The sequence below is a fragment of the Achromobacter sp. D10 genome, assembly GCF_035282245.1.
In the GTDB taxonomy this organism is placed as follows: domain Bacteria; phylum Pseudomonadota; class Gammaproteobacteria; order Burkholderiales; family Burkholderiaceae_B; genus Achromobacter; species Achromobacter insolitus.
In genome coordinates, this window is the sequence record NZ_JAYJLE010000004.1 from 736,956 (window position 1) to 750,728 (window position 13,773).

The window sequence follows — 13,773 nt, forward strand, 5'->3', positions numbered from 1 at the left end:
TTTTATCATACGAACATGACACTGAACCCCAGACAGAGCGCGCTGATCGAAATGGTTCGGGCCCAAGGCTCGGCCACGATCGAAGAACTCGCCAAACGCTTTGACGTCACGCTGCAGACCGTGCGGCGCGACGTCAATATCCTTTCCGAAGCGGGATTGCTGTCGCGCTTCCATGGTGGGGTGCGCATCGAAGCGTCCACCATCGAAAACATCGCCTATCGCAAGCGCCAGGGCCTGCATGCCGCAGGCAAGCAGCGGATTGCCGAGGCCGTAGCCCGCGCCGTGCCCGACGGCTGTTCGCTGATCCTGAATATCGGCACCACCACCGAGGCCATCGCGCGCGCCCTGCTGCGCCACCGCGGCCTGCGCGTCATCACCAATAACCTGCACGTCGCGGACATCCTGTCGGACAACCCGGACTGCGAGGTCATCGTGGCCGGCGGCGTGGTGCGTTCGCGCGATCGCGGCATCGTCGGTGAAGCCACCATGGACTTCATCCGCCAGTTCAAGGTGGACATCGGCCTGATCGGCATTTCCGGCATCGAGGCCGACGGCACTCTGCGCGACTACGACTTCCGCGAAGTGCGGGTGGCCCGCACCATCATCGAACAGTCCCGCGAAGTCTGGCTCGCCGCCGACAGCAGCAAATTCAAGCGCCAGGCCATGGTGGAGCTGGCGCACATCTCGCAAATCGACCGATTCTTCACCGATGCGCATCCGCAAGAGCCGCTGGCCCAGGTCCTGCTGGACGCCGGCGTGCGCTGCGATGTCGCGGCCGCCCCAAATACCTTGAAGCAAACACCTTGAATCCCATGAACCAACCGTTAGCCTCCGTCGCCCCGCCCGACCGCAACCGCCTCCTGAACACGCTGGACAACACGCACTCCTGGGACGTGATTGTCATCGGCGGCGGCGCAACCGGCCTGGGCACTGCCGTCGATGCCGCTTCGCGCGGTTATCGCACCCTGCTGATCGAAGGCGCGGACTTTGCCAAGGGCACTTCCAGCAAGGCCACCAAGCTGGTGCACGGCGGCGTGCGCTATCTGGCGCAAGGCAACGTCAGCCTGGTGCGCGAAGCGCTGCATGAACGCGGCCTGCTCAACCGCAATGCGCCGCACCTGGTGTGGCCGCTGGGCTTTGTGGTGCCCGCCTACAACCTGTTCGACCAGCCCTTCTACGGCATCGGCCTGAAGATGTACGACATGCTGGCCGGCAAGCTGAACCTGTCACCCAGCCGCTGGCTGTCGCGCCGCGACACGCTGGCCAACGCGCCCACCCTGGCCGAGAACGTGCAGGGCAAGAACCTCAAGGGCGGCGTGCTGTATTACGACGGCCAGTTCGACGATGCGCGCCTGGCGGTCAGCCTGATGCGCACGCTATTCGACCTGGGCGGAACGGCGGTGAACTACATGCGCGCCACCGGCCTGACCATGACGGGCGGCAAGGTCGATGGCGTGACGGCCCAGGACGCGATAGGCGGAGCCAGCTTCACGCTGCGCGCGCGCTGCGTGGTCAATGCCACCGGCGTGTGGGTGGACGCGGTGCGGCGCATGGAAGACAAGAACGCGCAAACCATGGTCGCGCCCAGCCAAGGCGTGCACCTGACACTGCCGCAGGATTTCCTGCCGGGCAAGCGCGCCATCCTGATCCCCAAGACGGACGATGGCCGCGTACTGTTCGTAGTGCCCTGGAATGGCCATACCATCGTCGGCACCACCGATACGCCGCGCGGCGACCTCCCGCTGGATCCGGAAGCCGGCGCCCAGGACGTGGATTTCATCCTGAGCACCGCGGCGCGCTATCTCAGCCGCAAGCCCACGCGCAGCGACGTCACGAGTGTCTGGGCCGGGCTGCGACCGCTGGTCAAGGCGACAGGCGAGGCCTCCACCAAATCCTTGTCGCGCGAACACACCATCCTGGTGTCCAAGGCCGGTCTGGTGACCGTGACCGGAGGCAAGTGGACCACCTACCGCCGCATGGCGCAGGACGTGGTCGACACCGCTATCCAACATCAGTTACTGACGCAGGCCGCCTGCCGCACGGAATCGCTGCCGCTGCACGGCGCGGCAGGCCTGGCGCCCTCGCAGGAACACGCCGGCACCCCGGACAGCTACTACGGCAGCGACCTGGCCGCCTTGAAGGCGCTGCCTGGCGCCGACCGCATGCTGGTCCGAAGCAGCGGCCTGTCCGAAGCGCACGTGCGTTTCGCCGCGCGTTTCGAACTGGCGCGCAGCGCCGAGGACGTGCTGGCGCGCCGCAACCGCGCCCTCTTCCTGGACAGTGAGGCCGCCATGCTGGCCGCGCCCGAAGTCGCGCGCATCCTGGCGGAAGAACTGGGGCACGATGCAGCCTGGCAGCAACGCACCTTGCAGGAACTGGAAGTCGTCGCGGCCAACTATCGGCTGAAGTAGCCTGCCCTACGGGACCCTGAGCCGGCTTTTCTGGATCATGGCCTCGAAGGTGCGCAGGAGGTCCGGATCGCATTTGGAGCCGGCCTCCTGATTCAGGATGCGCATAATCTCCGCGTGTGTGCGCGCGGGGTGATAGGGCCGAGCGTCGCCCAGGGCGTCATACGAATCGGCCAGCGAAATAATGCGCGAGTGCAGCGGAATATCCGCGCCGCACAGGCCTGCGGGATAGCCCGAACCGTCGAAATGCTCATGATGGTGGCGCACTGCCAGCGCGATCAGTTCGCGCTGTGGAATGTCGCTGTGCATGATGATGTCGGCGCCAACGGCCGCGTGGGCCTTCATGATTTCCCAGTCGTCCTTGTCCAGGCGCTTGGGGGAATACAACACCCGGTCCGGCGTGCCGATCTTGCCGATGTCGTGCAGGCGGGCGGCGACGGCGACCGCCTCCTGCTCGGCTTGCGGCAAGCCGCAGGCCTGGGCCAGCGCCACGCTCAACGCAACAACTCTTTCGGAATGGCGGCCGGTGGCCGGGTCGCGCGCCCGCATGGCGGCGGATAAGGCCGCCACGCAGGAGCCGGCTGGATATTCGGGTACGTCTGGAGGCATCGGTATCGCGCGCAAGGCGGCCATGCCGCATCGCGCTGTAGCAAAAGGTCGCGATTCTGACACATTGCGCAGCAATCCTTGCCGATCAGATGCCGCGCTCCAAGGCAGCTCAGCGCCGGCCCCGCCCACGGCAAGGCGTGCAGCGGGTCCGGCAGCGGCGATCAGCCCTTCAATCTGTCCAGCAGCGCGTTTGCGACTCCCACGGATGAAGCCGGATTCTGTCCAGTGACGAGCAGGCCATCGCTGACGACGTGCGGCTGCCAGTCCGGGCCGCTGGTGTACTGCCCGCCCAGCCGCTTCAGTTCGTCCTCGACCAGGAACGGCACCACGTCGCTGAGTTGCACCGCGGCCTCTTCCGCGTTGGAAAAACCCGTGACCTGCCTGCCCTGCACCAGCGGCTTGCCATCAGCCGTCATGGCATGGCGCAGCACGCCGGGCGCATGGCACACGGCGGCCACTGGCTTGCCTGCCGCCAGCATGGTTTCGATCAACGCGACCGATTTCGGATCCTCCGCCAGGTCCCACAACGGACCGTGGCCGCCGGGGTAGAACACGGCGTCGTAATCGGCCGCCTGCACCTGCGCCAGCCGAAGAGTGGCGGCCAACTGCCGCTGAGCGTCCTTGTCCTGCCGAAACCGCCGCGTATCGTCGGTCTGGGCGTCGGGGTCGTCGCTCTTGGGATCCAGCGGCGGCTGGCCGCCCGCGGGCGAGGCCAGCGTGACCTGGGCGCCCGCGTCCACGAACGCGTAGTACGGGGCGGCAAATTCCTCGAGCCAGAAACCGGTCTTGCGACCGGTATTGCCCAGGGTGTCGTGGGAAGTCAGCACGATCAGGATATTCATGCGGCGCTCCTTTCGTCCGGGCCGACGCGCACAATGCGCTTGCCGGCGTTTTCGCCCCTGAGCAGCCCGATCAGGCCGCGCGGCGCGTTCTCCAGTCCATCGACCACGTCTTCGCGATACTTGATGCGGCCTTGCTGGATCAGGCCTTCCATCGCTTCGCGGAATTCGCCGTAGCGATGCGCATATTCGTTGAAGATGATGAAGCCCTGCATCTTGAGGCGCTTGGTGAGAATGGTGCGCATCAGCATGCCCAGGCGGTCCGGCCCCTGGGGCTGGCTGGTCGCGTTGTAGGCCGAGATCAGGCCGCAGACCGGTATGCGCGCGCGGGGATTCAACAAGGGCAGCACCGCGTCGAAGACCGCGCCGCCCACGTTCTCGAAGTACACATCGATGCCCTGCGGCACGGCGCGCGCCAGGCGGCCCGGAAGGTCGGGCGCCTTGTGGTCCAGGCAGTCGTCAAAGCCCAGCTCCTGCACGGCGTAGCGGCATTTGTCCGCGCCGCCGGCAATGCCCACGACTTTGCAGCCATGGATCTTGGCAATCTGGCCGACCACCGCCCCCACGGCGCCGCTGGCCGCGGCTACCACCACGGTCTCGCCCGCCTTGGGCTGCCCGATGTCCAAAAGACCCATGTACCCGGTAAAGCCGGGCATGCCCAGCACGCCCAGGGAATAGGACGGGTGCTGAGGATTGGGCCCCAGGCGCAGCAGACCCGAGCCATCGGACAGGGCGTAATCCTGCCAGCCGGATTGCGCCAGCACCCACTCGCCCGGGCGGTAGTCAGGGTGGTTCGAGGCCTCGACCCGGGTGACGGTGCCGCCGACCATGACCCCGCCCACCTGCACGGGTTCGGCATAGGACGGCGCGTCGCTCATGCGGCCTCGCATGTAGGGATCGAGCGACAGATACACCGTGCGCAGCAGCACCTGCCCGGGGCCGGGTTGCGGCACGTCGCCGGTCTCCAGGCGGAAATCGCTGTCGGCCGGCTCGCCCTGCGGGCGCGCGGCAAGCACGATGCGGCGGTTGATGGAAGACGATTGCGGCATGACAGTCCAGCCTCCTGCAGGGAAGCCGCCAGGGCCTTGCGGGGCGACCCCGGTGGCGGGATGGGGTATCGGCCCATTACACCATTGATGCCGCCGGAATCAGCCCCTCTTTTAATTAATTAATAATTTAATTAACATACGGCACATGCGATCCCAACCTCCCCTGCCCGCGCGCCGGCCCGGCCGCCCGCCACGCCCCGATAACGCCGCCGCCCGCGCCAACCTGCTGGACGTGGCCACAGGCCTGTTCGCCGCCCAGGGCGTCGCAGCCACCACGCTTACCCATATCGCGCAGCGTGCCGGCGTCACCTCGGCGATGGTGCACTACTACTTCAAGAGCCGCGACCAATTGATCGATGCTGTGGTGCTGGAACGGATCGTCCCCGTCATTGGCTTCGTATGGTCGCCCGTTCCGCAGGCGCAGGACCTGGCGGCGGATCCACCCACCGCCGTGCGCGCCTTCATCACGGAGGTTGTAGACCGCCTGGTGCAAAGCGCTGCCGAGCGGCCCTGGCTGCCGGCCTTGTGGCTGCACGAGGTCGTGAACGAAGGCGGGCAACTGCGCGAGCGCGTGCTGCGCCACCTGCCGGCCGACCGCCTGCAGGCCTTCTCCGCGTCCATAGCCGAAAGCCAGCGCATGGGCGCCATCACACCCGGCGTGGAGCCGCGCCTCGTGTTCCTTTCCATCCTGGGCCTGACCCTGTTGCCGCTTGCCACCTCCAGCCTGTGGCGGCGCGTGCTGCAAGACGATGCCCAGGCGCAAGCCATCGACACCCGCGCGATCGCGACCCACGCCATCGCCATGCTCACGGGCGGCCTGTTCTCCCCGCCCGTTACTCCAGGACGCTGACCATGCGCCTTCCTCCCGTTTTGCGCCGCCCCTTTCTCGCCTCCGCGCTGATCCTGCTTGCCGCAACCGGCTGCGGCAAGGACGGCAGCACCTTCTTCCAGGGTTACGCCGAAGGCGAATACGTCTACGTGGCGTCCTCCGAATCCGGAAGGTTGGCGGAACTGCCGGTCAAGCGCGGTCAGCAAGTGCAGGCCGACACGCCTCTGTTCGCGCTGGAGGCCACGCGCGAAACCGCGGCGCGCGACGAGGCCCGCGCGCAGTTGGCCGCCGCCGTAGCGCAACAAGAAGACATCGCCACCGGCAAGCGCCCGGCGGAAGTGGATGTCAGCCGCGCCCAACTGGCGCAGGCCGAGGCGGCCAGCCGCCGCTCCGCGGCACAGCTGCGACGCGACACCGATCAGTTCCGCATAGGCGGCATCGCCCGCGCGCAATTGGACGACAGCCGCGAACAGGCGCAGTCGGATGCCGCGCGGGTGCGCGAACTGCAAGCACAGCTGGAAGTGGCGCGCCTGCCCGGCCGCGACGACCAGCGCCGCGCCCAGGCTGCCCAGGTGGACGCGGCCAAGGCAGCCCTGGCCCAGGCGGAATGGACCTTGGAGCAAAAACGCCTGTCAGCGCCCGCCGCGGGGCTGGTGTTCGACACCCTGTATCGCTTGGGCGAATGGGTACCTGCCGGCAGTCCGGTGGTAAGCCTGCTGCCGCCGGGCAATATCAAGGTGCGGTTCTTCGTACCCGAAGAAGCGCTGGGCGCGCTGAAGGTGGGACAGCAGGCGACGGTGCGCTGCGACAGTTGCGGCGATCCCATACCCGTGCGCATCGACTACATCTCCACCCAGGCCGAATACACACCGCCCGTCATCTACAGCCGCGATAGCCGCAGCAAACTCGTCTATATGGTGCAAGCCCGTCCCGCGCCCGAGGCCACCACGCGGCTGCATCCCGGGCAGCCCGTGGAGGCGACGCTGCAATGAACGCGCCCGCCGCCATGCAAGCATCCGCCGGTGACTACGTCATCGATGTGCACGGCTTGAACAAGCGCTTCGGCGACAAGCACGTCGTCAACGACGTGTCGCTGCAGGTGCGCGAAGGCGAGATCTTCGGCTTCCTGGGCCCCAACGGCAGCGGCAAGACCACGTCTATCCGCCTGATGTGCGGCCTGCTGACACCGGACTCCGGCAGCGGCACCTGCCTGGGCTACGACATCCTGCGCGACAGCGAACAGATCAAGCGGCACGTGGGCTACATGACGCAGAAGTTCTCCTACTGGGACGACCTGACCATACGAGAGAACCTGGATTTCGTGGCGCGCATGTATGGCATGCCCGACCGCAAGGACACCGTGGAACGCGCACTGGAAGACCTGGGCCTGCAAAGCCGCGCCAAACAGCTGACGGGATCGCTGTCCGGCGGCTGGAAGCAGCGCCTGGCGCTGGCGGCCTGCCTGCTGCACCAGCCACGGCTGCTGCTGCTGGACGAACCCACCGCGGGCGTGGATCCGACCGCGCGGCGCGACTTCTGGGAGCAACTGCACGAACTGGCGGCGCGCGGCATATCGGTGCTGGTCAGCACGCACTACATGGACGAGGCCGAACGCTGCCACAAGCTGGCGTACATCTCCTACGGACGGCTGCTGACGCAAGGCACCGCCGAGGACGTCATCGCCGAACAGGGGCTGACCACCTGGGCCATCCGCGGCCATAACCTGGTGCCGCTGGCCCAGCGCCTGCGCGACGCCCCGGGCGTGGACCAGACCGTGGCCTTCGGCTCTGCCCTGCACATCAGCGGCCGCGACGCGGCGCTGCTGGAACACACGCTTCAGGATGCCATCGCCGGCCAGGACCTGACCCTGGAACGCATCGACACCAGCCTGGAGGACGTCTTCATCTACTTGATGAAGCGCTCCACCGACAACTTCGCGAGTCCGCCATGATGCGCCATCTGCAAGGCTTTTCCTGGTCGCGCTGGTGGAGCATGGTGCTCAAGGAGTTCCTGCAGCTGCGCCGCGACCGCATTACCTTCGGCATGATCGTCGGCCTGCCCATCATGCAGCTGGCCCTGTTCGGCTATGCCATCAACACCGACCCCAAGCAACTGCCCACGGCGGTCATCGCCGCCGACCACAGCCCGTTCACGCGCAGCTTCGTCGCGGCGATGAAGTCATCCGACTACTTCCACATCGTCGAGGAACTGGATAACGAGGAAGCGGGCCGCGCCGCGCTGGCCCAGGGGCGCGTGCTGTTCGTGCTGACCATACCGCCGGATTTCACCCGCAAGCTGCTGCGCGGCGAGCGCCCGGCGCTGCTAATCGAAGCCGACGCCACCGACCCCATGGCGACAGGGCTGGCCATCGGGGCGGCCACGCAGCTGACGCAGGCCGTGGCGCAGAAGGACCTGACCGGTCCGCTGGCGGACCTGGCTGGCGGCCAGCCCCCCTTCGACGTGCTGGTGCACAGGCTCTACAACGAAGAGCAGGTCTCGCAGTACAACACCGTGCCGGGCCTGATGGGCGTGATCCTGACCATGACGCTGGTGATGATGACCGGGCTGGCCATGACGCGCGAGCGCGAACGCGGCACGATGGAAAACCTGCTGGCGATGCCCGTACGGCCGATCGAGGTCATGACAGGCAAGATCGTGCCCTACATCGCCATCGGCCTGATCCAGGCCAGCATCATTCTGCTGGCCGCGTACTTCGTATTTCACGTGCCATTCGAAGGCTCGCTGCTGACCGTGTACCTGTCGGCGCTGCTGTTCGTGGCGGCCAACCTGACGGTGGGCATCACCCTGTCGTCGTTGGCGCAGAATCAACTGCAGGCCATGCAGCTCACCATGTTCTATTTTCTGCCCAACATGCTGCTGTCGGGCTTCATGTTTCCGTTCCTGGGCATGCCGCTGTGGGCGCAATACCTGGGCAACCTGCTGCCGCTCACCCATTTCAATCGACTGATCCGCGGCATCCTGCTCAAGGGCAACGGCTGGTGGGACCTGTGGCCCAGCATCTGGCCGCTGCTGCTGTTTACCGTGGTTGTCATGACCGCCGCCGTGAAGTTCTACCGCCGCACCCTGGATTGAACCGCCATGCCACGCCCCCTGCCCCAGCCCTTTCCGCCCGCCGCCACGCCCTGCCGCCTGGCCGCGCCGGTCCTGTGCGCGCTGCTCGCGGGCTGCGCGGTCGGGCCGGACTTCGAACGGCCCGCGCCGCCACAGGTCGACGCCTACACCGCGCCTCGCGCGTCCGAACCTTCCGCGCGAGCACAGCGACTGCAGGCCGGGCTGGACATTCCCGCGCAATGGTGGCGGCTGTTCGAGTCCGAAGCGCTGGACCAATTGGTGCGGCAAGCGCTGCAGGCCAGTCCCACGCTGGAACAGGCGCGCGCCCGCTTACGCCAGGCCGCAGAAGACCTGAACGCCGAAACCGGCGGCCGCATGCTGCCCAAGGTCGACGGCAACCTGTCGGTGACCCGGCAAAAAGTAGACCCCTCGGCTTTCGGCGTGCCGGTGGTCGAACAGCCCGCGCCATTCACGCTCTATAACGCGTCCATCGATGTCTCCTACACGCTGGACGTGTTCGGCGGAAATCGCCGCGTACTCGAAGGCTTGGGTGCGCAGGTGGATTACCAGGCGCACGAACTGCAGGCCGCGCGCATGTCGCTGGCCGCCAATGTGGTCACGGCCGCCATCCGCCAGGCCGACCTGAACGAACGGCTGGCCGACACGCGCGAGCTGCTGGCGGCCCAGGTCCGGCAGCAGGACATCATGCGCCAGCGCCAGCAGGCAGGCGGAGTCTCCCAGGCCGACCTGCGCAACCAGGAACTGCTGGTCGCGCAAACGCGGGCCACGCTGCCGCCGCTGGAGTACCAACTGGCGCAGGCCACGCATCAGCTGGCGGCCTATCTGGGCTTGGCGCCCGCCGAACTCCGGTCCGCGCCGCTGCGGCTGGCCGACCTGACGCTGCCCGCCGACGTGCCCACCGGCGTGCCTTCGGCCCTGACCCGCCAGCGTCCCGACATACTGGCTGCCGAGGCTCTTTGGCACCAGGCCTCGGCCAACGTGGGCGTGGCTGTCGCCAATCAGTACCCGCAATTCACCCTTACCGCCAGTTTTGGCTCGCAACGGACACGAGCGGGGGATCTGTCCAACGGTTTGAACGTCTGGAGCCTGGGGCTGGGATTGGTGCAACCCCTGTTTCATGGCGGCGAGTTGCGCGCCCGCACGCGCTCGGCCGAGGCCGCCTACGACGCAGCCGCTGCCGGCTACCGGCAAACCGTGCTGGACGGTTTCCGGCAGGTCGCCGACGCCTTGCGTGCCGTGCAGACCGACGACGACGCCTACCAGGCCAGCGACGAAGCCTGGCGCCGCGCCGAGGAGGCCGAGCGCATCGCCCGGGGCCGCTACGAGGCGGGCGGTATCAGCCACCTCAGCCTGCTGGACAGCCAGCGCCAGCTATTGCAGACGCGCATCGCGCGCACTGCCGCCAACGCCCAGCGCCACGCCGACACAGCCGCGCTGCTGCAAGCGCTGGGCGGCGGCTGGTGGAACGAAGCGCCCGGCGGCGCACCATAACGGTGCCCCAAACCGCTGCGCGTAACTATGTCCGAGAATTCGGGTAGGAAAATGGTGTTGTGCGAGGTTTAGGAAATCGCTGTATCCGTTGCATCATGCATGCGCTCATGCTGCACAGATCACAATGATTCATGAATGACTTACTAGACCTGATCGTCTTTTCTCCCGACTCCGGCCTACGCATGCACCGCGGCGACGCGCTGGCGGAAATGGGCTTCTCGCCCCGGCTGTGCGAGGACTCCAACAGCTTGTTCCGCCTGTTCCAGGCCCGCCGCACCCCGTTACTGGTCATGGAAGCCGAGCTCTCCGATCTTTGCATGGCGCTCGCCGGCCTGCGCGCCATGGACACCACCGCCGGCATCGTTGCCGTGTCCACCTTCGACTCCCCTGAAAACCGTATATTGGGTTTGCATTGCGGCGCGGACGTCTGCCTGCAACCGGACGTGAGCGCCGCGGAGATCGCGGCCGCGCTGCAAGCGCTGGTGCGCCGCATTCCCGCGCCCGGGAGACGGTCCCCGGACGCCGATCCGCGCCCGGCGCCGGTCCCCGCAAACGAGGCGGCCGGCAAATGGCAGTTCCATGATGCGGCCTGGACGCTCGTCAGTCCACAAGGCACGCGCTTGGCATTGACCCTGGCCGAACGCGAATTCCTGCTCAAGCTGACCGCCTCGGCCGACAAGCGCCTGCCGCGCGCAGACCCTCCCGGCATGGATACGCAGAGCGGCCGCGAATCCGTTCGCCGCACCGACGTGCTGGTCAGCCGCCTGCGGCGCAAGGCGCAGGACCTGAACGTGGAATTGCCCATTCGCACCGTATGGGGCTGGGGTTACGCCTTTACCGGAGAAATCTGAGGCCGTCGCGTGGCACGCCACGGGCGCGCAGGGCCGCCGGCGGGCGTATCATGCGCCGTACGAGGCCGACTGCCGGCCCCATCCGCCCACGTTCCAACCCACGCGCCCCGACATGGAAGTCTTCGAACGCCTGCAAGCCCTGCTTGCCCTGAACCAGGCCCGCTATCGCCTGATTGAGCACCCCGCGGCCGGCCGCTCCGTCGAGGTCGCGGCCATACGCGGCACGGAGGTCAGCCAGGGCGCCAAGGCGCTGGTCTGCCGCGTCAAGATCTCGTCCAACCAGCGCAAGAACGTGCTGGCGGTGTTTCCGGCCGACAAGCAGGCCGACCTGGACGCCATCGCCCGCGCCGCAGGCGGCAAGAAGGCCTCTCTGGCCTCGCAAGACCTGGCGCGCGAACTGACCGGATGCGAGATCGGCGCCATCCCGCCCTTCACCTTCAATCCTGAACTGCACTTGCTGGTGGATCCGAGCCTGCGCGAACGCCATGGGGAAATCGTGTTCAACGCCGGCCGCCTGGACGCCTCCATCCTCCTGAACACGGAAGACTACTTCCGCCTGGCCGCGCCCGAAGAGGCGCCCCTGATCAAGGCCTGATTCCCAGGCCGCGCCCCGAGGCCACCGTGTTCCGCACCCCGATGAAACATGGCGCGCGCAGCTCCAACATGCGTTGGCTGATGAGCCTGGCGCACATGGAACCCTCGCCGGTCAGCCCTTGGGTGGCGCTGCGCGCCGCCCTGGCGATCGGCCTGCCCTCCGCGGTGGGCCTGGCGCTGGACCAGAGCGCGGCCGCGGCCCTCGTCGCGCTGGGCGCGCTTCCCGCCATCACTGGCGACAATGGCGGCCCCTACCGCAACCGCGCGCTGTCCATCGGCGCCACCGTGTTCGGCGGCGCGCTCGGGTACTTCCTGGGCACGATGATTTCCGGCCACGGCCTGTGGACATCGGCCGCCATGACCCTGCTGGTGCTGGCGGCCAGCTTGGTTGGCACCTTCAACAACATTGCCGCCGTCTCCACGCTGCAGTTTGCCGTCTACGTCATCGTGGGCGCCAGCCTGACCTCGACCCTGCCACCCTGGCTGCCGTCGGTCCTGGTGGGAGCCGGCGGCCTGTTCGGGCTGGCGCTCACCCTGACGGGCTGGGTGGTCAATCCGATCGCGCCGGAGCGCGCTGCCGTCGCCATGGCTTACCGCAAGCTGGCGGCCATGTTTGCCGCCATCGGCACCTCGCGCACCATGAGCGCGCGGCGCGACATGGAGGCGGCCATGACCACAGCCTACGACACCGTGCTGGCCGCCCGCCGTGGCGCTGCGGGCCCCTCGCCCCGGCTGGCCCGGCTGGCCGCGCAGTTGCAGGCCTGTACGCCACTGACCAATGCCGCATTGGCACTGGCCCGCGCCGGGCGAGTGCTGCCGCGCGATTGCGCGCGGGTCATGAATCGGCTGGCCGATCGCGTGGAAAACGACGAGACGCCCGATCCCCGCGACGACATCACCGTCCTGCGCGAGGCAGGGATGGGGCCCTTGGCCGATGCGCTGGCCCAGGTGCAGCCTTTGCTGGACGGGGGTGCGCTATCGGAAGCCGATGCCTTCGCCGGCCTGCCGCCGGCGCGGCCGCGCACGCCCTGGCGCGTGCTGGCGCGCACCTACCGCCCCGGGCCCACCACGCTGCGCTATCTGGTGCGCCTGGGCCTGTGCCTGATTGCCGCCGAAGCGGTTGCGATGGCGGCCGCGCTGCCGCGCTCCTACTGGGTCCCGCTGATCGTGGTGGTGGTGTTCAAACCCAACTTCGGCTCGGTGTTCGCAAGGGCGCTGCAAAGCTGCGCCGGCAGCGTGGTCGGGGTGGCCATCAGCGCAACCGTGCTGGCGCTGGACCGCAATGGCATCGTCAGCCTGCTCACGGTAGCGGCGCTGGCATCCTTGCTGCCCTGGTCGGTGCGGCGCAACTACGGCTTGTTTTCGGCCATTCTGCTGCCCATCCTGATGCTGCTGATCGGCGCCTTGCAGCCCGGCAGCTGGCCCATCGCGCTGGCGCGGCTGATCGACGTGGGCGTGGCCGCGGCCATCGTGCTGCTGGTGGGCTACCTGCCCTGGATACGCATCGAACGCAGCAACCTGGACAACGCGGTTTCCGCCGCCATGGACACGCTGGCAGCCTATCTGAACACGGTCTTCCAGGCCGACCCCACAAGCCGCCACGACCTGCGTGCAAGCGCCTATGCGCGCTTGTCCGATCTGCGCATTGCCTTGCAGCGCGGACTCTCCGAACCGCGCCTGGTCAGCCGGCGCGCGCTGGCCTGGTGGCCCGTCGAGGTCGCGCTGGAGCGCGTCGCCAACGCCATTTCCGACACGGCTTGGTCGCTGCCTGCCGATCAGGCGGCGCCCACCGCCGCGGAATTGGGGCAGTTGGCGGCATTCCTGCATGAGATGAGCGCCGCGGTGGCGCAAGGCGCGGCCATGCCGTCCGACTCCGTCGTTTCGCCCTCGCCCGTGCTGCGGGACGTGGCGGCGCAGATCGAAGCCTTGCGCTCCGCCCTGACTGGCCCGGATTTCGCCGGCGCGCCAGGAAAACCCACCCCCGACAAACCCGCCAACCAGGTCTGAACC

The 13,773-nt window shown here is 67.6% G+C and carries 13 protein-coding genes; 10 read left to right on the forward strand and 3 right to left on the reverse strand.

What is annotated here, in order from left to right:
• Window positions 1-15 precede the first annotated feature (15 nt).
• Together VCS63_RS15665 and VCS63_RS15670 are read left to right on the forward strand one after the other, a co-directional pair.
• On the forward strand, window positions 16-807 hold the full coding sequence (locus VCS63_RS15665) for a DeoR/GlpR family DNA-binding transcription regulator (RefSeq protein WP_042793780.1): 792 nt from the start codon (window positions 16-18) through the stop codon (window positions 805-807).
• A 5-nt stretch (window positions 808-812) separates the two neighbouring features.
• Window positions 813-2,411 (forward strand): glycerol-3-phosphate dehydrogenase/oxidase, encoded by a 1,599-nt coding sequence (locus VCS63_RS15670; protein ID WP_063640142.1) that lies wholly within the window; start codon window positions 813-815, stop codon window positions 2,409-2,411.
• A gap of 6 nt (window positions 2,412-2,417) precedes the next feature.
• Here the strand turns inward: VCS63_RS15670 and VCS63_RS15675 are convergent, their stop codons facing one another.
• The 3 genes from VCS63_RS15675 to VCS63_RS15685 all read right to left on the reverse strand — a co-directional run bounded on the left by VCS63_RS15675 (window position 2,418) and on the right by VCS63_RS15685 (window position 4,905).
• Complete coding sequence (locus VCS63_RS15675; RefSeq protein WP_063640141.1) at window positions 2,418-3,017, reverse strand: HD-GYP domain-containing protein; 600 nt, start codon at window positions 3,015-3,017, stop codon at window positions 2,418-2,420.
• A gap of 161 nt (window positions 3,018-3,178) precedes the next feature.
• On the reverse strand, window positions 3,179-3,859 hold the full coding sequence (locus VCS63_RS15680) for a type 1 glutamine amidotransferase domain-containing protein (RefSeq protein ID WP_042793781.1): 681 nt from the start codon (window positions 3,857-3,859) through the stop codon (window positions 3,179-3,181).
• Window positions 3,856-4,905, reverse strand: a complete 1,050-nt coding sequence (locus tag VCS63_RS15685; protein WP_063961495.1) for an NADP-dependent oxidoreductase — start codon at window positions 4,903-4,905, stop codon at window positions 3,856-3,858. The genes VCS63_RS15680 and VCS63_RS15685 overlap by 4 nt, the downstream gene beginning before the upstream one ends.
• A gap of 145 nt (window positions 4,906-5,050) precedes the next feature.
• On the opposite strand from VCS63_RS15685, the gene VCS63_RS15690 reads away from it, so the two are divergent.
• From VCS63_RS15690 to VCS63_RS15725, 8 genes are all read left to right on the forward strand, one after another.
• The gene (locus VCS63_RS15690) at window positions 5,051-5,755 is read left to right on the forward strand and encodes a TetR/AcrR family transcriptional regulator (RefSeq protein WP_323880280.1); all 705 of its coding nucleotides are present in this window, start codon (window positions 5,051-5,053) and stop codon (window positions 5,753-5,755) included.
• A gap of 2 nt (window positions 5,756-5,757) precedes the next feature.
• Complete coding sequence (locus tag VCS63_RS15695; protein ID WP_323880282.1) at window positions 5,758-6,726, forward strand: HlyD family secretion protein; 969 nt, start codon at window positions 5,758-5,760, stop codon at window positions 6,724-6,726.
• Window positions 6,723-7,685, forward strand: coding sequence for an ABC transporter ATP-binding protein (locus VCS63_RS15700; protein ID WP_104653529.1), 963 nt, complete (start codon window positions 6,723-6,725; stop codon window positions 7,683-7,685). The genes VCS63_RS15695 and VCS63_RS15700 overlap by 4 nt, the downstream gene beginning before the upstream one ends.
• Window positions 7,682-8,827 (forward strand): ABC transporter permease, encoded by a 1,146-nt coding sequence (locus tag VCS63_RS15705; protein ID WP_063961491.1) that lies wholly within the window; start codon window positions 7,682-7,684, stop codon window positions 8,825-8,827. The genes VCS63_RS15700 and VCS63_RS15705 overlap by 4 nt, the downstream gene beginning before the upstream one ends.
• 6 nt (window positions 8,828-8,833) lie before the next feature.
• The gene (locus tag VCS63_RS15710) at window positions 8,834-10,318 is read left to right on the forward strand and encodes an efflux transporter outer membrane subunit (protein ID WP_323880284.1); all 1,485 of its coding nucleotides are present in this window, start codon (window positions 8,834-8,836) and stop codon (window positions 10,316-10,318) included.
• Window positions 10,319-10,449: 131 nt separating this feature from the next.
• Window positions 10,450-11,169, forward strand: a complete 720-nt coding sequence (locus VCS63_RS15715; RefSeq protein WP_042793785.1) for a response regulator transcription factor — start codon at window positions 10,450-10,452, stop codon at window positions 11,167-11,169.
• Between the two features lie 112 nt (window positions 11,170-11,281).
• Window positions 11,282-11,764: a YbaK/prolyl-tRNA synthetase associated domain-containing protein gene (locus VCS63_RS15720; RefSeq protein WP_042793786.1), complete on the forward strand. Its 483-nt coding sequence runs from the start codon at window positions 11,282-11,284 to the stop codon at window positions 11,762-11,764.
• Window positions 11,765-11,790: 26 nt separating this feature from the next.
• Entirely contained in the window at window positions 11,791-13,770 is a 1,980-nt protein-coding gene (locus tag VCS63_RS15725; protein ID WP_278486620.1) for an FUSC family protein, read from the forward strand.
• Window positions 13,771-13,773 lie beyond the last annotated feature (3 nt).